A 23391-nucleotide genomic window follows, 5' to 3' on the forward strand; every position below is an offset into this window, starting at 1 on the left:
ACGAGGTCCGCCCGGTCGCGCGATGGCGGCTAACGGGGGCGGCCGGGCAACGTGATCTCGAAATGGACGGTCTGGTAAATGTCGTCGCCGCCGTCACGCGGGTCGTGGATCGGCGTGGCCAGGCTCCGCCAGAACGATTCGGCACCGTCGACGCGCGGATCTGTGTGCAGGTAGAGCGCCTGATAGTGCGGTTGCTGGGTGACGAAGTCGATGGCGAGGCCGACGAGTGCCCGGGCGAGGCCGCAGCGTCGGTGTTCCGGTCGGACGTAGACCCGGAACAGCTGCGCGGTGGTGTCGTCCGGGTAGCGCTGGGCGAGGAAGCCCGGGTGCGGTGGGCTCTTGGGCCCGCCGGCGCGCACCGCGGTGGTGCCGACCACCTCGTCGCCCTTGGTGGCGACGAACAGTGCGTGCTGCTCCGGCGCGAGGTAGGTGCCGTCCAGGTCGACGACGTCCCGGTGCCAGTCGGGCCGGTAGCCGTGGCCGAAGTCGCGGTAGAAGGTGTCGAGCATGACGCTGCGGGCGCCGTCCAGGTGCCGGTGTTCCGCCGGCCGGATCTCGTACGGGCCCACGTCGTGTGGGTACTGCGGCATGGTTCCTCCGGTCATGGGTTCGACGGTGCCGTGGCGGCCGCCGGGTCGGTGTGCAGAAGCGCGCGGGTCAGCGGGTGGTGTGCGTGGTTGAGCAGGTCGTCGGCCGGGCCGCTGTCGACCACGGTTCCGTCGTCGAGAACGACGATGTGGTCGGCGAGGTGAGCCACGACGTCGCGGTCGTGGCTGATCACGACGACGGCCAGCTGGAGGTCACGTCGCAGTCCATCGAGGAGGGTGAGGATGCCGTGCCGGGTGATGCGGTCGAGCCCGGCGGTCGTCTCGTCGCAGATGAGCACGCGGGGTTCGCTGGCGAGTGCGCGGGCGAGCGCCGCGCGGTGCAGTTCGCCGCCGGAGAGCCGGTCGGGTTGTCGGGTCGCGGTGTGTTCGGCCAGACCCACCCGGTCGAGCAGGTGCCGGGCGGCGTGGCGGGCTTGTTCAGGCGTGGCGTCCCGCAGGCGTCGCGCGGGCCCGGCGACCTGGTCGAGGACCGGCCGGTAGGGGTTGAAGCTGGCCCGGGCGTCCTGGAACACGTACTGGATCGCGCCGAGTTCGTGGCGCCGGCGCCGGTCGAGGTACGCGGCGAGGCGGTGCTCGGCGAGGAACACCTGGCCGGTGCGGGCGGGGTGCAGGCCGGCGATGCACCGGGCGAGGGTGGTCTTGCCACTTCCGGACCGGCCGACCACGGCCAGGCACCGTCCGGCGGGGACGGTGAGGCTGACGTCGTGGAGCACGTCTCGGTGCCGACGGCCGTCGCGGTGGGCGGCGCTCAGGTTGGTGACGCGCAGCAGCGGTCGATCCGGGTGGGCCGACGCCGGTGGCCGCGCCGGTGGCGTGGCGAGCAACTGCCGGGTGTGCCGGTGCCGTGGTACGGCGAGCACGTCGGCGGCCGGGCCGGATTCGACGGCGGCGCCTCGGTGCAGCACGAGGATCTGGTCGGCCACGGTCCTGACGAGGTGCAGGTCGTGGCTGAGCAGGATGACGGCGATACCGTCGCAGGCGAGTTTCGTCAGTTCCCGGGCGACGGCGTCGCGGGTGAGCGCGTCCTGGCCGGTGGTGGGTTCGTCGGCGATGAGCAGCACCGCGTGAGCCAACAGGGCGTGGGCGATGACGAGGCGTTGTTGCTGCCCGCCGGAGAGCTGGTGCGGGAAACGGCGCAGGAACCGGCGGTCGGTCGGCAGGCTGACGCGTTCGAGGGTGGCCGCCACCGTACGTCTGCGGGCGCTGCGGCCGTCGTCGGGTGCCTGGTGCCGGGCGATCTCGTGGAGCACGGCCCCGATGCGGCGTACGGGGTGGAGGGCGGCGCCGGGTTGCTGGGGTACGTAACCGACGGTGCCGGGTCCGGGCGGGCTGGTGGTCGTGACGGGCCGACCGGCCAGGGTGATGGTGCCGGTGCGGGTGACACCGGGGGTTGCCTCGCCGAGCAGGGCCCGGGCGGTGGTGGTCTTGCCGCTGCCGGATGCGCCGATCACGGCGAGGATCTCGCCGGCTCGCAGGCTGAAGGAGACGCCGTCGACAAGCGTCCGCTCGACGGTCGTGGCCGCCAGCTCCCGCACCTGGAGAAGCGCGCTGTGCACCGGGGTCCGGCTGCTGATCGCGGCGGGCGCGTTCGGTGGTGCCGGGCAGCGCGGGGCCGGGGTGTGCAGCATTCGGTCGGTGACCAGGTTGAGACCGACGGCCAGGCAGATGATCAACGCGGCCGGCACGGCGACGGACCAGGGTCGCAGGAACAGGCCGGTGCGATTGCGGTCCACCATGACGGCCCAGTCCGCGGCGTCGGGTGCCACGCCGATGCCCAGGAAGCTGGCGGTGGCCACCAGGTAGATGGCGCCGATGAACCGGACTCCGGCGTCGGCCAGCAGGACCCGTCGGATGCCGGTGCCGACGTAGCCGGGACCACGTCGCCACCAGGTCTCGCGGTACAGGCGCATCGCCTCCATGGCCGGCCCGTGAGCCAGCGGCAGCGCGGCGGCCCGGGTGATCCGGGTGATCTCCGGCAGGCCGATGAGCGCGACGATCCCGACGAGGGTGAGCGGGCCGGGCGGCGCGGTGGCGGCCAGCAGGATCAGCAGCAACAGCGACGGCACCGCCAGCGCCAGGTCCAGCGGACGCATGAGCAGCTCGTCGACCCACCGGCGGCGGGTGGCGGCGGCCAGCAGCCCGGCCGGCACGCCGAGGAGGTACGCCAGCAGCGTCGCGCTGACGGCGACCACGACGACGGAGCGACCGCCGAGCAGGACCTGCTGTGCCACGTCGCGGCCGACGAAGTCGGTGCCCAGCAGGCCGTCGTCGGCGAACGGGAACGTGCGGTCGCCCGGCTCGCCCGCCAACAGCGGGCCGATCACGGCCAGCACGAGCGGCACCGCGAGCAGGACAACCCCGGTCAGGGTGCGCAGCCGCCTCACCGCACGACCCCGATCCGGGGTGCGAGTCGGAACGCCACCAGGTCGGCGGCCAGGTTAACCACCACGGTGGTGACGGCCACCAGGACGCACAGCGCCTGCACGGTGGGGATGTCGCGGGTGGACACGGCGTCGACGAGGGCGGTGCCGAGCCCGGGGATGACGAACACCGCCTCGACGACGATGACGCCGCCGAGCAGCCAGTCGGTGGTCCGGGCGAGCTGTTGCACCACCGGTGCCAGCGCGCCGGGTAGCGCGTGGCGCAGCCAGAGCCGGCTGCCGGTGATGCCGAGCCGCCGGGCGTGGCGCACGTGCTCGCCGCGCAGGGCGTCGAGCATGCCGGCGCGGGTGAGGCGGCTGATGGTGCAGATCGGCCGGGCGAGCAGCACCAGCAGCGGCAACACGAGCACGGCCGGCCGGGCGAGCAGTTCGGCGCCGAACGCGGTGGGTGGCAGCCAGCCGAGTCGGACGCCGAAGACGGCGATGAGCAGGATCGCCAGGGCGAACTCGGGTACCGCGTACAGCGCGACCGACACCGCGGACACGGCCCGGTCCAGTCGCCCGCCTTCCCGGCGGGCGGCCAGCATGCCCAGCGCGACGGCGAGCGGTACCAGCACCAGCAGGGTCACCGTCGCCAACAGCAGCGTTGCCGCCGCGCTGTCGGCGAGGCGTTCGACGATCGGCCGCTGCGAGATCAGCGAGACGCCGAGGTCACCACGGATCAGGTCGGTCAGCCAGTCGAGGTAGCGCTGCCAGGCCGGTTGGTCGAGGTCCAGTTGCGCCCGGATCGCGGCGATGCGGGCCGGGTCGGGGTGGTCGCCGGCGATCACCACGGCGGCGTCACCGGGCAGCGCCTCGGTGAGCACGAACACGATCGTGGTGATCCCGGCGACCTGCCCGAGGCCGAGCAGCAGCCGCCCGGCGGCGTAGCGGGGCAGACTCACCCCAGCCAGACCTTGTCGAAGCGGGCCCAGTCGAGGGTGTTGGCCGGCGCGTCGGCGGAGACCCCACCGACGCGGGGCGCGGTGGCGACGAGGAAGTCCGCGAAGCCCCAGATCAGGAATCCGCCCTCGGCGTGCAGGGTGCGCTGCATGTCGCCGTACGCCTGCCGGCGGGTCGCTTCGTCGGCGCTGGAGACGGCCTCGGCGTAGCGGGCGTCGAACTCCGGTCGGGCCCACCGGGTGGCGTTGGTGGTGGAGTTGGTCAGCAGCCGCTGGGAGATGTGCGTTTCGATGGGCATGGCACCGGAACGGTACGAGGCCAGCACCCCGGAGTTGAGGATGTCCTTCCAGTAGGTGTCCTTGTTGCCCAGCGCGGGTTCGATGACCAGGCCGGCCTGCTTGGCCTGGTCGGCGAAGACGCTTGCGGCCTCGACGAAACCACTTGCCACCGACGCGGTGTCGAGCGGGATCCGCAGGCCCCTGGCGCCGGCCTTGTCGACGAGGAACCGGGCCCGGTCGAGGTCGGGGATGCGCTGGGGGATGTCGTCGGCGTAGTACTGGTAGCCCTTGCCGAACAGGTCGTTGCCGACCTGTCCGGAACCGGCGAGGACGGTGTCGACCAGCTGCTGGCGGTCGGTGAGCAGGAACATGGCCTCGCGCAGGTCGCGGTTGTCGAACGGTGGCCGGTCGACCTTCATGGCGAGCGACTGCATGGTGCTGTTCGGCATCCGGACGACGGCCATCCGGCCACCGTCGGCGTGGGTACGGGCCGTGGTGGGGGTGATGTCGTGCGCGTACTCCACCTGGCCGGCGAGCAGGGCGTTGACCCGTGCCGACTCCTCGTTGCTGATCAGATACTCCAGTTCGTCGAGGTGCGCGGCGCCCTCCCAGTAGCCGTCGTACCGCTTGAGCAGCAGCGACCGGCCGGGCTGCCAGGAGTCGAAGGTGAACGGTCCGGAACCGACGGGCCGCTCGAAGCTGTCGGCGCCCTCCGGGACGATGTACGCGCCGAACGCGGCAAGCGCGTTGGGGAACTCGGCGAAGGGCCGCTTGAGGGCCAGCTCCAGGGTGCGGTCGCCGACGGCGCGGCTGTTGGGCAGGTCGAGCAGGTCGAGGCTGGCCTTGGCGCGGAACGCCCGCTCCGGGTCGGTGATCCTGGCGTAGCTGTAGAGCACGTCGACGGCGCGGACCGGCCTGCCGTCGTGGAACGTGGCCTCGCGCAGGGTAATCCGCCAACGGGTCAGGTCGCTGTTGGGCTCCCACCGTTCGGCGAGGCGGGGCTGGATGGAGACGTCCGGGCCGTAGTCGGCGAGCTTGTCGAACATCGCCTTGGCGCGCGACGCCTCGTTGAACAGGTTCGCCAGGTGCGGGTCCAAGGTCTCGTTGACACCGCCGCCGGCGAACGCCGCCCGCAGCCGACCGCCGCGCCGAGGCTGCCCGGCCGAGGTGCTGGCCGGGTCCGCGCTCGGGCCGCAGCCGGTCAGCAGGGCGGCGGAGACGGCGGCGGCGCCGCCGAGCAGGCCACGGCGCGATACCCGCGGCACGGTGACTGGCTGATAAATCATGGTAAATATCCCTTCGGTGCAGAGGTGAGTTACGCCGCGTCGTTGCGACGGCGGGCGACCAGGTGCAGCCGGTCGCCGGACAGCACGTCCGACAGCACGGCTGCCGGGTGCCAGGGCGGATCGGTCCGTGGACCGGGCGTGTCGAAGAGGGCCACGACGTCGAACCCGGCGGTGTCGAGCAGGTGCCGCAGTTCGGCGGGGAACAGCAGCCGCCAGGCCGAGGTCTGCACCAGCGGTCGCGGGCCGGTCGGCCAGGTCCAGACGCGCTCGCGGCGCAGCAACTGCGCACGGTGGTCGATCCACAACCGCGTCGCGGAGGTGTACGTGACGTCGTGCCAGGTCACGGTCCGGGTGCGGATGCCGTCGAGCAGTTCGGTGTTGCCGAGGAAGAACGCGCCGTTGCGCATCTCCGCCAGCAGCAGTCCACCGGGGCGCAGGTGCCGGTGGCAGCGCCGCAGGAACACGGTCAGGTCGGCGTTGTGGTGGCAGTACAGCAGCGCGCTGTCCAGGCAGGTGATGACGTCGAAGCGGTCGGTCAGGTCGAAGGTGCGCAGGTCGGCCTGCACGAACCGGACGGCAGGGTGGCGGCGCTGCGCGTAGGTGAGCATCGGCACCGACCTGTCCAGCCCGGTGGCGGCGTAGCCGAGGGTGGCCAGGTGCCCGGCGTCGCGGCCGGTGCCGCAGCCGACGTCGAGCAACCGGGGCGTGGTGACGGCGCGGTCGGCGAATCGGCGTACGAGGTCGTCGACGAACCGGGCGGCGACGTGCTCCGGGTCGGGGAACTGCTGCTCGTACAGCTCCGGGTTGTCGGTGAGGAAGTTCTCTCCAGTCACGACACACCCGCCGACGTCGCAGCCGGTGCGGGCGTGAGCTGGCCGCCACGGCGCAGCAGCCACACCGCACCGGCCGACCCGAGCCCGACGCCGGCGGTGAGCAGCCACGCCGCCGGGGGCACGCCGGCGGAGCTGCCCACCGCCGCACCGACGGCGGCGGTGCAGCCGGCGGCGAGAATCCCGGACACCAGGTAGAACAGGCCGAAGTAGGTGCCGGTCAGGCGCTGCCCGGCGAAGGCGGGGATCAGCTCCAGGACGAACGGCTGGGTGATCATCACCCCGACGGTGAGCAGGACGGCGGCGGCCAGTACCGGCAGCAGCCGCAACACCGGTGGCGCCGATTCCACCCGCAGCAGCGGCAGCAGGAAACCGGCTCCCATGACGGCCATGCCGGCCGTGATGCTCGCGCCGCGGCTGACGCGGCGATGCAGCCAGCCGGTCAGCGGCAGTTGCAGGGTGAGCGTCACGACGGTGGAGACGACGAACAGCACGGCCACCGCCACGGGCTGGCCGGTGACGTGTTCCGCCTGCACCGGCAGGATCAGGTACAACTGGGTCTGCAACGCGAACATGCCGGCCAGCGCCACGCTGAAGGCCAGGAACCGGCGGTCGGCGATGCCGTCACGCCAGTCCTGCCAGACGGTGGCCTCGGTGGCGGTCACCGGTTGGGCGGGCAGCCAGATCACCTGCGCCACGGTGAGCGCGGCGAACACCGCCGCGGCGGTCAACGCGGCGATCCGAAAGTCGACGAGCAGCAGGGCGGAGCCCAGCAGTGGCCCGAGCAACGCGCCCGCGCTGGCGAACACGTTGAACAACGCGAACGCCTCGGCACGCCGGTCGGCGGCGGCCTGCGCCACGTAGCTGCGTACGGCCGGGTTGAACAGCGCCCCGGCCAGGCCGGACAGGATGGACGCGGCCAGCAGTAGCGGCAGCGACGTGCTGAGGGCGAACAGTCCGAAGCCGACGGTACGCAGGGCGCAGCCGGTGATGATGACGCCGCGGGCACCGAGCCGGTCGGCGGCCGAGCCGCCCAGCAGGAACAGCCCTTGCTGGCTGAGGTTCCGCACGCCGAGCACGATGCCGATCACGGCGGCGGACAGGCCGACGTCGTCGGCCAGGTAGCCGGCGAGGTAGGGCAGCAGCAGGTAGAAGCCGACGTTGACGCCGAACTGGTTGACCACCAGCAGCCGGATCGGCAACGGAAAGCCGCGCAGGGTGGTCCACGTGCTCATCGGGCCGCCCGCACGCCGAGACCGGGCTGGTCGGTCAGCCGCAGGAGGCCGTCGTGGCCGCCGATACCCGTCCACGGGTCGTCCGCGAGCAGCAGATGCCCGTCCAGGTCGATCCAGCGGGCATCCCCCGTCAGGTGCACCGCCGGCGCGATGCCCAGCGAGCTGGCCACCAGGCACCCCAGCATGAGGTCCAGGCCGTATCCACGGGCCGTGGCGGCGATCCGCTGCGCGGCGTGGATGCCGCCACACTTGGCGATCTTGATGTTGATGCCGGTGACCGCGCCCACCAGGACGTCGAGGTGTGCCACGGTCGCGGCGTCCTCGTCGGCGATGACCGGTACGTCGGTGCGCGCGCTGATCCAGGCGAGCCGTCGCGGTGTGCCGGGCGCGATGGGTTGTTCGACGGCGTCGATACGGTGCCCACGCAGCGTGTCGAGCAACCGCACGGTCTGCTCGGCTGTCCAGGCGCCGTTGGGGTCGAGCACCAGCCGGGCATCCGGCATGGCGGCCCGCACGGCGGCGATCCGCGCCGGGTCGGCGGCGTCGCCGCACTTGACCTTGACCAGCTGGAAGCCGCGCCGAGCCAACGCCCGAGCGGCGCCGGCGGCGTCCTCCGGGCTGACCAGGCCGATGGTGTAGGCCGTGGGCGCCGGGGAGAAGTCCGGCCGGCCGAGCCACTGGTGCACCGGCATCCCGGCGCGACGGCCCAGCAGGTCGTGCACGGCGGCGTCGAGGGCCGCCAGCACACCGGCGGGCAGCTCGGCGGCGAGCGCGGGCAGGTCCGCGAGCAGCCTCTCGGGTTCGCCGTAGCCGCGCACCCGGTGTCGGAGCCGGGCCAGCAGATCGAGGATGGCGACCAGGTCGAGGCCGTAGTAGACGCTCGTGACGACCTCGCCGTGGCCGGTGACGCCGTCGTGGGACAGATCGATCTGAACGGCGTCGCGGCCCGGCATCGTCGAGCGGGAGATCCGCAGCGGCTCACGCAGCCGCAGCGGGTAGGTGCGCCAGCCGAGTCTCACACCGGCACCGCCAGCCGGCGCAGCGGGTCGAGGACGGTCCGGCAGCGACTCCACCGGGTGACCTCCACGGCGTTCGGGTGCGGAATCTCGATCGGGTGGGCCGGGGCGGGGGCGAACAGGCCGTGGGCGGCGCAGAACGTGTCGTCGAAGATCGAATCGAGGTAGCGGTGCGGGCCGTCCGGAAAGATGGTGACCACCCGGGCACCGGGCTGCATGCGGCTGATCCACGCGGCGACCCGGGCGACGGCGCCGGTGCTCCAACCGCCGGTGACGAAGGCCGAGCGGGCCAGCCGGCGGCAGGTGTCCACCGCCTCCACCGGGCCGATCCAGTGCACCTCGTCGAAGGCGGTGTAGTCGACGTTGCGGGGAAAGATGCTGCTGCCCAGCCCGCGCATGAGCCGTGGCCGCGCGGGCTGGCCGAAGATCGTCGAGCCGACCGTGTCGACACCGACCAGCCGCATCCGGGGCCAGCGCCCCCGCAGTGCCCGGGCCAGGCCGGCACTGTGCCCGCCGGTGCCGACGCTGCACACCAGCACGTCGACGACCTCGACCTGCCCGGTCAGCTCGGCGGCGAGGGTGTGGTAGCCGGCGGCGTTGTCCGGGTTGTGGTACTGGTCGGGCCAGTAGGCATCGGGTGTGCGGGCGATGATCTCGTGCAGTCGGTCCAGGCGGGCCTGTTGCCACCCGCCGACCGGGTGCGGCCGCTCGACCTGCTCGACCACCGCCCCGTACGCGGTCAGCAGCGCCCGCATCGGTCGTTCGATCTCGCGGTCCACCACGAGGATGACCGGATGGCCCAGGGCCTGGCCGGCGAACGCCAGGCCGATGCCGAGAGTGCCGCTGGTGGATTCCACCACGGTGGCTCCCGGCCGAAGGTCGCCGCGCTGCCGGGCGGCCTGGAGCATGGCCACGGCGGCGCGCGCTTTCATGCCGCCGGGGTGCAGATACTCCACCTTTGCGTGGAAGCCGCCGTGCGGGTGCGGCAGCGGGGTGTCGACGAACGCCACCGGGGAGCGGCCCAGCAGGTCCAACAGGTGCGGAGCGCACGTCGCCGGCGCGGGGTCGATCAGCATGATGACGGCCCGACGGCGGCGCGGTAGCGGTACAGCGTGGTCGGTCCGCCGTCGAGCCAGAAGAACGGGTACGGTTCGGCGGACACGGCGCTGAGCCCGGCGCCGAGGAAGCACGGCAGGACGGCGCTGCCGGTCTGCGCGAAGGCGACCATCGGTTTGCCGGTGGTACGCGCGTGCCGCAGCAGCGGCTCGAAGGTGCCGTTGCCGAGCGTCATGCCGGACACCAGCAGCGCGTCGCAGCGGTCCAGCAGGACGGCGGCGTCCGGCAGGCACGGCTCGTCCCACTCGGTGCTGCCGCCCGCCAGGTCGCAGGGCAGGTAGCTGACGCCGCGCCGGCGCAACTGCCCGAGCAGTGAGTTGACCACGCCGACGACCAGGACGCGCTGCCCCGGTTCCACCGCTGTCAGGTCCACCACCGCGGCGGCTCTGGCGGTCGACTTGGCCAGCGAGGTGCCGGCGGGGATGGTGACCGTGTCGTCGGCGGCGTGTGCGTGCGGGCGGGCGGCGGCGAGGTAGGCGTCCAGGACCGCGACGCGGACCGCCGGCACCGGGTGGGTGAGCAGCTCCGCGACGCTGCGGCCCACGCAGTCGTACGCGACCTCGTCGGTAAGCTCGTCCGGCTCCGTCGCGCAGGACCCGACGGTGACGCCCACCCGCAGACTCAGCACCTGGTTGCGGTAGCTGCGGCCGCGCCCGGCGTGCCGGGCACCCTGCCGGGTGGTGAACGCGACGCTCACCTGCTCGGTGGTCGGGTCAGGCCCGAGCCGGCCCGCGCAGACGGCTTCGATCAGGTCCGTCACGGACGCGAACGGCACACCGGTCTCCACCGGTGCGGGTGTCGTCACGCCAGCGCCCCGGTCAGCTCGTCGGCGTACCGCACCTTCAGGCCGGCGACCAGTTCCTCGGCCCGGGCGCGGGCGCCGAGGCCGGTGGTGTCCACGGTCATGACGTGACCGAGGTAGGCGTTGTTGCTCACCGCGTCGCCGGTGCGATGCCCGGCGGCCGGCACCGCCCAGTCGACGACGTCGGGCGCTGCGGCCAGCGTGGCGGCACCGTCAATCCCGGCGACGGTGCCGGCGCGGGACGGCAGCAGGAACGAGATGGCCGCGCTGCGCACGCCCGTGTCGGAAACCGTGAGGTCCGGCTGTTCGCCGAGGGCGAGCTGGGTGTACACCATGGGCAGATCAACCCCGGTCCCCCGCCGGACCAGCTCGGTGATCTGGTTGCCCGCCGGACGAGGGTTGATCTCCACCACCCGTGGCCCGGCGGCCGTGAGCCGCAACTCGGTGTGCGCCACGCCCCGGTCGAAGCCGACCGCGGCGAGAGCGGCGGTCGTCATGTCGCCCACCGCGGCGACCGCCGCGGCGTCCAGCGCGGCGGGGAACATGTGCCCCGTCTCGACGAACCACGGCTCACCGGCCAGGCTCTTGTCCGTCACGCCGAGCACCGTCGTCGCGCCGTCGACGGTGACGGTCTCGACGCTGACCTCCGGCCCGACCAGCACCTCCTCCAGCAGCACCCGCGGTGAGCGCCGCTGGCCGCGGGCGTTGACCGGGAACTCGTCGAGGGCGTCGAAGGCCGCACGCAGTTCGGTCAGGTCGGTCACCAGCCGGACGAGCATCCCGGCGCACAGGTCGACCGGCTTGACCACCAGCGGGAAGCCCAGCGTACGCGCGGCGGCCTGCGTACCCGGCCAGTCCTCGGTGACCGCGAACGCCGGACCGGGCAGGCCGGCCATCCGCATCCGCTGCCGCGCCAGGTCCTTGCGGCAGGCGTGCTCGACGGCCTCCGGTCGAGCACCCGGTAGACCCAGGTGTGCAGCCAGCCGGGCAACGGTGCCGAGGTAGTAGTCGCAGGACGTGATGACTCCGTCGAAGCGCAGCACCTCGTGCAGTCGCTGGACCTGGGGCAGCAGCATGTCCAGGTCGTTGGTCTCGGCGGTGATCACGTTGTCCGCGGTGAGCAGCTGGTGCGCCGCCACGCCGTTGCCCTGGCGCAGGTAGTGGTGCAGGTTCCTGGTCAGGAAGGTGAACCGATGCCCTGCTTCCCGGATCGCCCGGGGCAGCAGGGTGCTCATCGCACCGACCCAGCTCTCGACCACCAACAGATGTCCCACCGCGCACTCCCGACGTCCAGGGATCCCCGACCACCAGACGATAACGGTTGTCATTTGCGATGGCTAGTTGGCTCCCCCCGGGCAGCACTGAAAGTCCTCATCACCGCGGCCGGCCGACACCGAAGAAACCGGCGTCGCCTCGTGGATCTGCCCGACATCGGGTCAGCCGTACGATCGAACGGGGCGGCCGATGCGTTCAGCGGCTCGCCGACGAACCGGGACCAGTTGGCCACCGACCGACCGCCACCACGACGGACGCGACACCGAGCAGAATTGTCACCAGGGTCATGGCTGGTGCGAGGACCAGCAGGTTGGCGACGCTGGCACCGACCATGACGCAGGCCATGCCGAGGCCGGCGAGCGTCGCCAGACGCGGGACCAGCAGACCGACCCCGCCGGCCAGCTCGACGGCACCGGTGAGATACCGAAGCCACTGACCGAGGCCGATCGAGTCGAACGTCTGCACGGACGACGGTGCCCCGCTCAGCTTCGCCACCGCCACCGAGATGAAGACCGCCGCCAGGAGCACCTGTAGGCACCAGAGCGCCCCGGTCAGGAGTTGTCGCCGCGGTCGTACCGTTGCCGTCGGCGGGCGTCCGGGTGTCGTCATCGGCACGCTCCCCGTGTCATCTCGTCCGAGAGCCGTAAGGCTTCTCTCCTCCGCCACCATGGAGACTCCCAGAACCGATCACCGGCCGGCACCACGCAATCGCGCGATTGTCGGAGCGAATCGCGCCAGCCATCGGCGCCCATTCGGCTCGGATCACGTGGACACGTCATTGCCCGTACCGCCAGCGCTTTTAGTATATGCCACGGGGAATGACCGCCGCTTTCGAATCAACACGAGCAGGTGTGTGTAAATGCTGACGGACAATCCGGCCATCTTTTTCGCAATTATTTCGCTGCTTGCGCTATCGATTCACCTTTATCTGTGGGCGCGGCTCGTGCGGTCCACCACCTTCCCCGGCACCTGGCGTCGGATCGGTACGGCAGTGATCGTCGTCCTCGGGCTCGTCGGCGTCATCGGTTTCGCGGTCACCCGGACCGTCGGCGTGGACGCCTGGTGGCTGGCGTGGGCGGGTTATGGGTGGATCGCCCTGATGTTCTACCTGCTGCTCTCTCTCCTGGTGCTGGAAATCCCGCGGCTGGCGCTCACCCTCTGGTGGCGCCGTAGCGGCCGAACGGCCACGGCCGAGGTGCCCCGCCCCCGGTCCGAGTCACCGGCGACCTCGGTCGCCATGGTGGGTCCACCGACTCCGCAACGGCCGGTCGGCGGAGCGACGACGCGTCCCCGGCCGACGAACGGGAACAGACCTGCGCATCGGAGTTCCGGGCCCGCCAACCCGGACCGTCGACTCCTGCTTTCTCGGGTCTGCGCTCTCGCGGCATGCGGAGTGGCGGCGGGTGTCACCGGCTACGGTTTGCGCACCGCGTTCAGTGATCTGCGTACGACGCGGGTCCGGATCCCCCTGGCCAAGCTCGATCCACGCCTCTCCGGTTTTCGTATCGGCGTCGTGAGCGACACCCACTTCGGCCCCTTCATCCACCGCGAGATGGCAGAACGGATCGTTCGAATCGTCGACCGCGAACAGCCCGACATGGTGGTCATTCTGGGCGACCTGGCAGATGGCACGGTGGCCGAGATCGGGCGCGACACCGAGCCACTGCGGCAGTTGCGGTCCCGGCACGGCACCTACTTCGTGACCGGCAACCACGAGTACTCCTCCGGGGTCGAGGAGTGGGTCGACCAGGTGCGTGAGTTGGGGATCCGGCCGCTCCTCAACGAGCGGGTGGAGATCGCGTCCGGAGGCGCCGCCTTCGACCTGGCTGGCGTCAACGACGTCATGGCCCCGATGTACGACCGGCAGGGCCCGGACTTCGCCACGGCGCTGCGTGATCGGGACCCGGCCCGCTTTTCACTCCTCCTGGCACACCAGCCCGTGCAACTGCACACGGCCGTGCAGTACGGCGTCGACCTGCAACTGTCGGGACACACCCACGGTGGACAGACCGCACCCTTCGACCGGCTCGTCGGATTGCAGCAGCCAGTCGTCGCGGGCTTGGCGAAGAAGCAGGACACCTCGATCTTCGTCACCCGGGGCGCCGGCTTCTTCGGTCCGCCAGTGCGAGCCGGAATCCCGCCCGAGATGGCCATCGTCGAGCTACAGGCTCGGGGGTGAACCCGATGGACGGAGCAGCGGAAGCAGGTGCGCGGCCGGGTGCCGGTGTCCGTACCAGAGGCGGTGCGATGATCGAACGGGGTGTGCCACGACTGGCGAGGGGATCGAGTCCCTGGCTCGTCCCGGCGGTGGCGCTGACTGCCGTCACGGCGGCCGCATCGCGATGGTCACGGCCGTGCGCGCTCGCCGCACCACCCTTGGCCGCGGTTACCGGACTGATGCTGTGGTTCTTCCGCGACCCCGAGCGGGAGCCTGCCCAGGGTCTCGTGCTCTCCCCCGCCGACGGCTTCGTACAGCGCATTGATTCCTGCCCCGACGGCCGTACCCGGGTCTCCATCTTCATGAGCCCGCTTGACGTCCACGTCAACCGTGCTCCGTGCGACGGTGTCGTGGTCTCGGTAGAGCACATCTCGGGCGGGTACCTTCCTGCCTTCAACAAGGACAGCGAACGGAACGAGCGGGTCGTGTGGCGCCTCGACACGGCGCTCGGCGAGCTGGAATTCGTGCAGATCGCCGGTACCGTGGCGCGACGCATCGTGCCCTACGTGGCGGCCGGCGAGGCAGTCCGCCGAGGCGAACGCATGGGGCTGATCCGGTTCGGCTCACGGGTCGACGTGTACCTGCCTCCCGATGTCACCCCCACCGTCGGCGTCGGCAAGAGAACACGTGCGGCACGCACACCCTTGGCATAGCGGCGGCCGACGTCTGCCACCCCGCTGACGAAGGGAAGCTCGATGACCACCCAGGAAGACATCCGGTCGACCACGGCAGACAGGCACGGCTTCAGCGAGGTCGGGCCAGACGACACGGAGGCTTACGTCGAACTGCAACAGAGCCTCGCGTTCACTCGGCTCCGGTCACGATCGCGTCGTTACCTCGTCTCGATGGCTGCCCTGTTCCTCGCCGTCTTCGCCGGCATCGTCGCACTCATGAGCTGGACATCCGAGCCGCAGGGCGGCTCCAGCGTCGCCGGCATCGACCTCACCCTGGTGCTTGCCGCCGGGTTGCTCGTACTTCCCTGCGTCGTCACCGTCATCCACCTGGTCTACACGCGCCGTCGTCTTGATCCCCTCGCCGAGATCGTCCGGGCGCAGTTCGAGCGGAGCCGACGATGACGCTCGGTCCGTCATACCGGGCACTGCCGTACTGATGATCTTCAGCCTGATCATCCTGCTCGTGGTATCCCGCCTGGGGCGAGCCCGGGACACCTGCTCGGACTTTTACGTCGGCGACCGGACCTTCACCTCACGACAGAACGGCCTTGCGCTGTTCGGCACGTTCACGATGATGACGTCGTTCGTATCCCTCAGCGACCAGATCGCATGGCACGGCCGGCGTGGCGTGCTGCTGGCCGCCGGCTTCGCCGTCTCGTGGCTGGTCACACTGTTGCTGGTCGCCGAGCCGCTGCGGAACACCGGCAGGTACACCCTCGGCGACGCCCTGAGCCTCCGGATGAGAGCGCGACCGGTCCGGATGGCTGCCGGGACCGTCACGCTCGTGGTGTCCTTCCTCTACATGACGATCCAGCTGGTGGCTGCGAGCAACCTACTCGCGCTGCTGCTCGGCCTGGACGGAGCTGCCGCCCGGCCACTGATCATCCTCACGATCGCCGGCCTCACCGCCACGACCGTGTACTACACCGGGATGCGCGGTACCACGTGGACTCAGATCATCAATGCGGCACTGCTGCTCACGGCCGTGCTCGTGCTCGCGGGTGCGCTCCTGGTCTACTACCGATTCGACGTGGCCAGGCTGTTCGGTGAGGCGGTAGGCGGTGCCACAACGAGCGGCAGAGATCTGTCAGGGCCGGCACCGACTGGACACCGTTCACCGCAGCCGCTGGAGATGTCATCCCAGGTACTCACCGTCATGGTGGGGCACGCCGTGCTGCCGTACCTCTTCATCCGTTTCCTGACCGTGCCCGGGACCCGCGACGTCCGGCGCTCGGTCTCCTGGGCGATCTGGCTGATCACCCCGTACTACCTACTCATCGTCCTGATCGGCTTCGGTGCCGCTGCCCTGGTGCGTCCGGGTGGGCTGCTGGCGTCTCCCGACCAACATTCGCCGGTCGTCGCCCTGCTGGCGGTCGAGCTCGGCGGCGTACCGATGCGGATGTTCGTCGCGTCCGTCGTCTTCACCACGATCGTCGCGGTGACCGCAGGACTCGCTCTCGTCACCGCCGCCAGCTTCACCCGCGACATCCAACTGAACCTCACCGACCGCCGGGATGGCGGGGAACGACACGAAGTGTCCGTGGCCCGCCGCGCGGTGGTGGTCATCTGCCTGCTGCTGGCCGGGGTTGCCATCCTGTTCGTGGACGCGAATCTCACCTTCCTCATGTCGCTCGACGTGACGATGGCCGCGTCGTCGATCTTCCCCGCGCTGCTGTTCGCCTGGTTCTGGCGGAGATTCAACACGGTGGGCGCTCTCTGCTGCCTGTACGGTGGCGTCGCGGTCACCCTGGCCCTGGTGACCTTCTCCCCTGCCGTGTCGGGTGACCCGCTGGCGCTCTTCCCCGGAGCGGACTTCGCCTATCTGCCGTGGCGGCACGTGGGGCTGGTGTCCATTCCGGCGTCCTTCCTCCTGGGCTACCTGGGTGCGGTAGTCAGCAGCGAACGCAACGACGCGAAGTATGCCGTGATGCAGGTACGAGCGCTGACCGGAATCGGTGCCGCCGAGGCGGTGACCACCAGCCCCGCCCTGGCTGCCGCTGACGGCGAGCCGGGCGCACCCCGGTCACGACGGTGGCTGCCGCGCCAGAGACGTCAGCACTGAACAGGCCGCTTTCCGAGCATGCCGGTACGCCGACCTCAGCCGGCGGGCTCGAAGAGCTCGACCACATTCCCGGAGGGATCAAGGGCGAGGATCTGCCGCCCTTCCGGGCCAGTGACGATGTTGTTACGGAAGGCCACGCCAGCGTCCCGCAGCTCCGCCACCCATGCCACGATGTCGTCCACGAGGATGTGGATACGGTTCCACCCGCCCGGCCCCGGCCGGGTGCCGTCCGGCATGGCCTGGCCTGCCGAACTCATCGGGCCACTCAGCAGGAGACGCAGGTTGCCCCGAATGACGTCGGCGAACGCTGGCGCCGCGCTGATCCTGAGCGTGAACCCAAGGTGCGTGGTGTAGAAGTCGATCGCCGCATCCACATCGTCAACCATGTACCGGACGTTGACCAGTTCCGCAGGCTTACCCGACAACGCTAGCTCCCTCCCGAGCCGCCGTGGCATGGTCGATCGCGTAGAGAAGAAACTCGACTCGCGTCCTGAGTTCCTCCGCGGTCCGCTGGAACTGCGCATAGCTCTGCTCGGCGGAAACCGCCTCGGCCGCTGGATCCGGGACGCTCCAGTGCACCACCGCTCTCGCCCGCGGAAAGTCGGGGCAGACCTCGCGAAGACGGTCACAGAGGCTGATCACGTAGTCGAAGCGCTGTTCCAGGAAATCACTCAGGTGCTTCGGACGCCGCTTGGTCATGTCAATGCCGCTCTCGCCCATGACCCGCACCGTGTTCGCGTGCAGCGGCTTGGGTTGGCCTCCTGCACTGACCACGTCGACGCGTTCGCCGCCCAGCTGCTGCAGTATCGCCTCAGCCATCTGCGATCGGGAGCTGTTGCCTGTGCAGAGGAAGATCACCCGGACCGGCAACTCGCCCGCCCCACGCGGATCTGGTCCGGGCGGCGCCAGGGCGGCGGGCGTCAGCCGTAAGCCCGGATGCAACAGAGCGCCGGCTTCGGCGAGCAGGTTGCGGCAGGCGAGGAGGTTGAGGCTGTAGTAGCTGTCACGCTTGTCCGCCGAACTGCGACGCACCGTCACCAATCCACCCGCCCGCAACTGCCCGAGGTGGTAGGAGGTCAGGCTCTGCTGCTGGCCGATCAGCTCCATCAGCTCGCGGACCTGCCGGTCGCTTCGCGCCAGCTCGGCCAGCAACCGCCACCGCAGCGGATGCGCCGTGAGACGGAGGACTCCCGGTGGCTCTGGATTGATTGCGGAACACACAAACAGGATTTTACATCAAAGCAGTTAGTTGGATAGTCGACGCTGGTACTTGTCTGACCGGTACGGCCTGAACATGGGCCGGAGGTGATCGCGCCGAGGTGTCACGACGACTCGTGTGAGATGAAGTGTTTGGTCAACTCCACGCGCGTCCGGATCCCCAGTTTCGCGAAGACACGTCGCAGGTGGCTGTCGACCGTGTGCGGCGACAGGAACAGCATGGTGGCAGCCTCTCGGTTGGTCCGCCCGTCCACGATGGCCCGCACGACACGCAGTTCCGCAGTCGTCAGGCTCTCCCAGCCGGACGTGGGTCGGTCAGCGCCCGGGGTGCCCGCAGGAACGCCGAGGTGACGAAGCTTCGCCTGCACCCGGCTGGCGTCCCGCCGTGCGCCGCACTGCTCGTAGAGGTCGAAAGCCGACTCCAGCAGCCGCGCTGCTTCCGGCTGGTTCCGGGCAATCTGTTCTTCCTTTGCCGTGTCCTCCAGCGCGACACCCGCCGCCAACCGACGCCCACTGCGGCGATAGTGCTCGACGGCGCGGTGCATGGCGGCGAAGTCACCACGCAGCAGTCCCTCCGCGTGATCGGCGCCGGCGGCCAGGGACTCCGCGTCCGGGTTCTGATCGGCGAGAGAACGCACGATCTCCACCGCCCGTTCCGCCTCGGCGGCGAGTCCCGCCTTGCGGGCCATCCGCACCGCCAACGCGGCCGCGGTCGGCGCTTCGGCGAACAGAAATCGGTCAGGGGCCCCAGCCGAGCCTCCGCTGAGCAGTGTCTGCACTCCCTGGTTGGGACGCCCGCTCGCGGCGTGGAACTGCGCCAGCGCCCAGTTGAAGCCGAGTCGGTCGATGGCGGCGTCGTGGTGCAGAAGGCGTTCGGCCTTACGGAGGTGCTCACTCGCGGTGTCCGGTTCGCCCAGGTGCAGGCTGATCCGCGTAAGGACCGCGCGGGCGAGCACGGAGTCCTCCGGTCCCGACCGGTCCAGGACACGGAGCCCGGCCTCAGCGGCGAGGCGGGCCTCGTTGAGCTGGCCGGCAGTCACCAGGAGCTCGGCCTGGTGTCCGTGCCACCGCGGCTCCGACCATGCCCGGCCCGCCCTTTCCGCCTCCTGCCTGATCGCGGCGCAGGCGGCGGAAGCCTCGTGCATCTGATCGGTGGCGACGAGGGCCCGAATGAGCCACGTCCAGAGCGGTGGCTCGCAGGTCACGCAGGACCTGTTGCCACCGGACCGCAGGCCGTACGCGCCGCTGCCGGTGTCGCCGGCTCGGGCGGCGGTCGGTTGCCAGCCGCCGGCCCGAGCTGTCCGGTCGGTCGCCGGAACCTCGCCGCCGTCGCGGTACGAACTCGCGGCTGCGGCCCACCTCCCGCCACCGGGCAGTAGTACGTCCGGAGGGGGGCGGTAGGTCGAGCCGCTGGTGAGGTCGGCGAGCGCCTGCTTGACCGCCACCCGGTGGCATTCGTCGAGATCCCGCCGCGCCAAGGTGCGCTGCAGCCACTCGACCGGCATCCCGACCTGTCCGGCGGCCGTCATCCGGGCCGCAAGATCGAGCGTCAGTTGCACCTGGGTTGCCGGGGGGATACCGGCCTGCACGATGGGCTCGGCGAGCCGGCCGGCCTCCACCGCCCGTCCGGCCCCGGCGAGCAGGTTGCAGGCCCGAGCCAGCGATTGCGGGAGCTGCTCGAACTGCCCGACCAGCGTCCTCATCACCCGAGTCAGAATCTCCGCACACCCGCATCCGGACGACTGCGCAGGCGCGGTCGAAGGGAGGGGGCGCTGGGCGGCCTGTCCTTCCGAGTGGAAGTTTCTCGCCCTCGACCGCGCGGGCCGCCGCAACCTGACGGCGGCCTTGGCAACCGGCGGACCATCATCCACAGTCCGCGACGCGGAGTGCTCAAGGCCCTCGGCGACCAGGTCGTGCGCGAAGGCCATGGTGGCACCGCTTCTGGTCAGCAGCCCACCCTGCACCGCTTCGTGAGCCGCAGCGGACAGGTCGAGGCCGGGGTCACCGAGCAGAGGCGCCACCTCCGCCACCGAGAACGTGCGACCGATGCTCCTGCCCTTTATCAGCAGGCGCCGAACCCGGTCCGGCAGTTCGCCCAGCAGACGGTCCAACGCGGGACCGACGCCCTCCGGCAGACGGTCGGCGGAGGTGCAGGCCCTGCCGTCGACGACGACGATCTCGCCTGCTTCCACCAACGCCTCAAGGAGCATCTGCAAGAGCCGGGGATTGCCGTTGCATCGCGCTGCCCAGGCGAGCACCGAGTCGTCCGGCTCGGCACCGAGGGTGTCGGCACACAGCTTCGCCACCGCGCCCTCGTCCAGCGGCCCCAGCCGGAGTGACACCGCCGACCGGTCGATCAGCCAGCCGATGGCCTGCTGCGCGAGCGAGTGAGCAGGGATCGGCCGACGGGCGAGCAGCCACAGCACGGGCGACGAGGCGAGCGACTGCACGAGGTTCTGCAACGCCAGGGCGCTCACCTCGTCCGCTTGGTGGATGTCGTCGAGGATGACCAGGAGAGGACGCCGGCACGCCGCCTTGTCGAACAGTTCGGCCAGACGATCGGCGAGCAGGAAGGGATTGACGTCCGGACGGACAAGTTCGTCGAATTCGAACCCGCTCGATATCAGGTGTCGGAGGAAGTTGACCAATTCCCGCACCGGCGTCGGGCGGTCAGCGCTCCCGACTCGCACATAGTTTACGGTGACCCCCTGCTCAGCTCCGGCGAGGCTCGCCGCCCGCAGCAAACGGGTCTTGCCGATACCGATCGGCCCTTCCAGGATAATGCACCCACCCGCGCCCTGCAGGACGGCGTCCACATGCCCGACCAGCGTGGAATATTTCCGTTCACGTCCGACTAGCAGATGCACGCGTACCCCCCGGTCGAAGCCGCATTCCTTAACTGCGACGCAACCATGCCCATGGATCTATGGTCAACAATTCGCGCACGAGATGGCGTAATCGCGTTATATCAAGCTGGATTGATGCAGGTCAAGAGCCTGGCCACCAGCCATCCTGCCAGGCATAGAAGGTTCTCATTACATATGCCGAAAAATAGTAAACATGGTACCTAACCCTTCAAGGTCCAGGCAGATGCCGCCAGAACGTAGTGCTGGTAACGATCAAAAAGCTACGACCACCTTACGTTACGGCAGCGTGAAACGTGTGGAACGGGTTCACAGACGGACGTTGCGGACAGTCCAGGTGGGTGGGGAAAGGTCAAGAAGCGCGTCCCCGAGGAGGCGTTAACCGAATGTTCGATTTTGGTGCTCCGGGTACGACAAAGGCGATCTTCCCGCCGCTTACCGCCCCGCCACCAGCCATAATGCCGCCCGCCTGCAGCTCGCCACGCGACAGGCGAGAGCGGCACCACAGGTGAACAAAGTGGACGTATCCGGCAAAACCAGGGTTTGGCGGAGAGCGCCAACCTCTTGGCCGCTTGCGCTCCGTGGACCCAACCGGCCCTCGATCGCTCGGTACGGCCGCTCCCCCCGCTACCGACAACGGTAGCGGTGGTAGCGCCAGCGGTAGCGGTAGCGGCGCCGGCCAACCCACGTGTTCAACGCGAAGACGTGATGTGTGACGCCGACAGTTGGGCGAGGCTCTCAATAACCCCTCAAGACCCGGCCATAGCAAGCCCACTCACTGACTGGTTCTGTGAAAGGCAACACATTGAGCGACAGGATTAGACATGCAACCACCCAGCGCTACTGCGGAGTTTGTCCAAACCTGGCCGTGGGAGGGCATGCCGGCAACACAGCAACCGGATTGGCGAAACCACACTGACCACCACGAAGCATGCACAAGTCTGGCCAAATCAGAACCGCTGGTGACATCTGCGGAAATTAACAGTCTGCGTACGTCCCTCTCGGCGCTGCCCGGCGGAGACGCCCTTCTCCTGCAAGCTGGCGACTGCGCGGAGAGCTTCTACGAGTCCAGTGGTCCACACATTGCCGAGAAGCTGCGGGTTCTCGACAAAGTGGCCGAGCACCTGGGGGATTGCACCAGCTCCCGAGTCGTCTGCATCGGACGAATGGGCGGGCAGTTCGCCAAGCCCAGATCCCGTGCGACGGAGCAGCATGGCGACGGCAGCATCCCCGCGTTTCGCGGGCACATGGTGAATTCGGAGATCGCCACGCTTTCGCATCGACAGGCCAACCCGAGCCGCATGCTGTGGGCCTACGATGCCAGCGAGCGAGCCCAGCGAGCGATGCGGGACCATCGGCGGCGCCAGCGCCTCGCACCCACCGTCGAGGGGCCGTGGTCCAGCCACGAGGCGCTGATCATCGACTACGAGACCCGCCTGGTCCGTCGGGCAGTCGCTACCGGCGAGCCGTACCTCGCCTCGACGCACGTGCCGTGGGTGGGAGATCGAACCCGTCAACCGGACGGCGCACACGTCGCCCTACTGAGGACCGTCACCAATCCGGTTGGCTGCAAGATCGGGCCGAGCGCCACCCCGGACGAGGTCGCCCGGCTCTGCGACCTCCTCGACCCGCGACGCGAGCCCGGTCGGCTCATTCTGATCCCGAGAATGGGTCGGGCAGAGATCCGAAAGGTTCTGCCGCCCATCGTCCGACGGGTCAGCAGCTCCGGGCACCCGGTGATCTGGCTGAGCGATCCTATGCACGGCAACACTCGCATGTCACACAGGCTCGGGCTGAAGACACGGCACCTGACCGACATGATCACCGAAGCGCTCATGTTCCGCGACATCGTGGAGGCGAACAACCAACGCGCCGGCGGTCTCCACCTGGAACTGGCGGCGGGTGACGTCACCGAGTGCATCGGTGGTTCGGTGAGGAGCGAAGATGATCTACTTCGCCACTACACCTCGCTGTGCGATCCGAGACTCAACCTCGAACAGGCTGTCGATCTCGTCGAAGCGTGGGCCAAGGGGGTGGCGAGCCGGTGACCACCTCGTCCATGGCGGCGGTCATGTTGGGCCCCGATGCCGGGCCATTGCACGTGCAGCACCCCCTCCGTCCCCACCGGCGCCAAGGTCGCGAGCGCGGTTCCTCCGCTCCGGCCGGCACCCGGCGCCGACTTCCTCACACCGAAAGGCACAAGCATGCGACGTCTCTTCACGTCCGAATCGGTCACGGAAGGCCACCCGGACAAGATCGCCGATCAGATCAGTGATGGCATTCTCGATGCCTTGTTGACGCAGGATCCGCATAGTCGGGTGGCGGTGGAGACGTTGATCACCACTGGTCAGGTGCATGTTGCCGGTGAGGTGACGACGAAGGCGTACGCCGATATTCCGACGATCGTGCGGGAGACGATTCTGGGTATCGGGTACGACTCGTCGAAGAAGGGTTTCGATGGGGCGTCGTGTGGGGTGAGTGTTTCGATCGGTTCGCAGTCGCCGGACATCGCGCAGGGTGTGGACAACGCGTTCGAGTTGCGGACCGGGGCGTCGGAGAGTGCGTTGGACGCGCAGGGCGCCGGTG

20 protein-coding genes are annotated in these 23391 nt (G+C 69.8%); 6 read left to right on the forward strand and 14 right to left on the reverse strand.

The window, feature by feature from the left end:
• Window positions 1-29: 29 nt before the first annotated feature.
• The 11 genes from KBX00_RS11700 to KBX00_RS11755 all read right to left on the reverse strand — a co-directional run bounded on the left by KBX00_RS11700 (window position 30) and on the right by KBX00_RS11755 (window position 12378).
• The gene (locus KBX00_RS11700) at window positions 30-605 is read right to left on the reverse strand and encodes a GNAT family N-acetyltransferase (protein ID WP_210826104.1); all 576 of its coding nucleotides are present in this window, start codon (window positions 603-605) and stop codon (window positions 30-32) included.
• Window positions 602-2992: an ATP-binding cassette domain-containing protein gene (locus tag KBX00_RS11705; protein WP_307868486.1), complete on the reverse strand. Its 2391-nt coding sequence runs from the start codon at window positions 2990-2992 to the stop codon at window positions 602-604. The genes KBX00_RS11700 and KBX00_RS11705 overlap by 4 nt, the downstream gene beginning before the upstream one ends.
• Complete coding sequence (locus KBX00_RS11715) at window positions 2989-3933, reverse strand: ABC transporter permease (RefSeq protein WP_210826105.1); 945 nt, start codon at window positions 3931-3933, stop codon at window positions 2989-2991. Before KBX00_RS11715 ends, KBX00_RS11705 begins: the two co-directional genes overlap by 4 nt.
• On the reverse strand, window positions 3930-5495 hold the full coding sequence (locus KBX00_RS11720) for an ABC transporter substrate-binding protein (RefSeq protein ID WP_301547724.1): 1566 nt from the start codon (window positions 5493-5495) through the stop codon (window positions 3930-3932). The genes KBX00_RS11715 and KBX00_RS11720 overlap by 4 nt, the downstream gene beginning before the upstream one ends.
• A gap of 29 nt (window positions 5496-5524) precedes the next feature.
• The gene (locus KBX00_RS11725; protein ID WP_210826106.1) at window positions 5525-6328 is read right to left on the reverse strand and encodes a bifunctional 2-polyprenyl-6-hydroxyphenol methylase/3-demethylubiquinol 3-O-methyltransferase UbiG; all 804 of its coding nucleotides are present in this window, start codon (window positions 6326-6328) and stop codon (window positions 5525-5527) included.
• Complete coding sequence (locus KBX00_RS11730; protein ID WP_210826108.1) at window positions 6325-7560, reverse strand: MFS transporter; 1236 nt, start codon at window positions 7558-7560, stop codon at window positions 6325-6327. The genes KBX00_RS11725 and KBX00_RS11730 overlap by 4 nt, the downstream gene beginning before the upstream one ends.
• Entirely contained in the window at window positions 7557-8579 is a 1023-nt protein-coding gene (locus KBX00_RS11735) for a dipeptide epimerase (protein ID WP_210826109.1), read from the reverse strand. Before KBX00_RS11735 ends, KBX00_RS11730 begins: the two co-directional genes overlap by 4 nt.
• Window positions 8576-9652, reverse strand: a complete 1077-nt coding sequence (locus KBX00_RS11740; protein WP_210826111.1) for a PLP-dependent cysteine synthase family protein — start codon at window positions 9650-9652, stop codon at window positions 8576-8578. Before KBX00_RS11740 ends, KBX00_RS11735 begins: the two co-directional genes overlap by 4 nt.
• Window positions 9646-10497 (reverse strand): Rossmann-like domain-containing protein, encoded by an 852-nt coding sequence (locus KBX00_RS11745; RefSeq protein ID WP_307868488.1) that lies wholly within the window; start codon window positions 10495-10497, stop codon window positions 9646-9648. Before KBX00_RS11745 ends, KBX00_RS11740 begins: the two co-directional genes overlap by 7 nt.
• Entirely contained in the window at window positions 10494-11768 is a 1275-nt protein-coding gene (locus tag KBX00_RS11750; protein ID WP_210826113.1) for an ATP-grasp domain-containing protein, read from the reverse strand. Before KBX00_RS11750 ends, KBX00_RS11745 begins: the two co-directional genes overlap by 4 nt.
• 196 nt (window positions 11769-11964) lie before the next feature.
• Window positions 11965-12378 (reverse strand): DoxX family protein, encoded by a 414-nt coding sequence (locus tag KBX00_RS11755; protein WP_210826115.1) that lies wholly within the window; start codon window positions 12376-12378, stop codon window positions 11965-11967.
• A 250-nt stretch (window positions 12379-12628) separates the two neighbouring features.
• Here KBX00_RS11755 and KBX00_RS11760 point away from each other — a divergent pair, with 250 nt between their 5' ends.
• From KBX00_RS11760 to KBX00_RS11775, 4 genes are all read left to right on the forward strand, one after another.
• A complete protein-coding gene (locus KBX00_RS11760) occupies window positions 12629-13948 on the forward strand; it encodes a metallophosphoesterase (RefSeq protein ID WP_210826117.1) in 1320 nt (439 codons plus the stop codon).
• A gap of 68 nt (window positions 13949-14016) precedes the next feature.
• A complete protein-coding gene (locus KBX00_RS11765; RefSeq protein ID WP_210826119.1) occupies window positions 14017-14640 on the forward strand; it encodes a phosphatidylserine decarboxylase in 624 nt (207 codons plus the stop codon).
• 42 nt (window positions 14641-14682) lie between these two features.
• Window positions 14683-15063, forward strand: coding sequence for a DUF485 domain-containing protein (locus KBX00_RS11770; RefSeq protein ID WP_210826121.1), 381 nt, complete (start codon window positions 14683-14685; stop codon window positions 15061-15063).
• Window positions 15064-15097: 34 nt separating this feature from the next.
• Complete coding sequence (locus KBX00_RS11775; protein WP_210826124.1) at window positions 15098-16723, forward strand: cation acetate symporter; 1626 nt, start codon at window positions 15098-15100, stop codon at window positions 16721-16723.
• A gap of 35 nt (window positions 16724-16758) precedes the next feature.
• Here KBX00_RS11775 and KBX00_RS11780 read toward each other — a convergent pair whose 3' ends face one another.
• The 3 genes from KBX00_RS11780 to KBX00_RS11790 all read right to left on the reverse strand — a co-directional run bounded on the left by KBX00_RS11780 (window position 16759) and on the right by KBX00_RS11790 (window position 20808).
• Complete coding sequence (locus KBX00_RS11780; protein WP_301547725.1) at window positions 16759-17109, reverse strand: VOC family protein; 351 nt, start codon at window positions 17107-17109, stop codon at window positions 16759-16761.
• 28 nt (window positions 17110-17137) lie between these two features.
• Window positions 17138-17944 carry a MarR family transcriptional regulator gene (locus KBX00_RS11785; RefSeq protein ID WP_210826126.1) on the reverse strand — a complete coding sequence of 269 codons (807 nt, stop codon included), beginning with the start codon at window positions 17942-17944 and terminating at the stop codon, window positions 17138-17140.
• A 101-nt stretch (window positions 17945-18045) separates the two neighbouring features.
• Complete coding sequence (locus tag KBX00_RS11790) at window positions 18046-20808, reverse strand: LuxR family transcriptional regulator (RefSeq protein WP_210826127.1); 2763 nt, start codon at window positions 20806-20808, stop codon at window positions 18046-18048.
• A gap of 875 nt (window positions 20809-21683) precedes the next feature.
• Between KBX00_RS11790 and KBX00_RS11795 the strand changes: the two genes are divergently transcribed.
• Window positions 21684-22853, forward strand: coding sequence for a 3-deoxy-7-phosphoheptulonate synthase (locus KBX00_RS11795; RefSeq protein ID WP_301547795.1), 1170 nt, complete (start codon window positions 21684-21686; stop codon window positions 22851-22853).
• Between the two features lie 156 nt (window positions 22854-23009).
• Window positions 23010-23391, forward strand: a 382-nt coding sequence (locus KBX00_RS11800; protein WP_301547726.1) for an S-adenosylmethionine synthetase N-terminal domain-containing protein, incomplete at its 3' end; no start/stop codon positions are given.

Origin of the sequence: Micromonospora sp. C95 (assembly GCF_018070465.1) — a bacterium.
Classification (GTDB): Bacteria; Actinomycetota; Actinomycetes; order Mycobacteriales; family Micromonosporaceae; genus Micromonospora.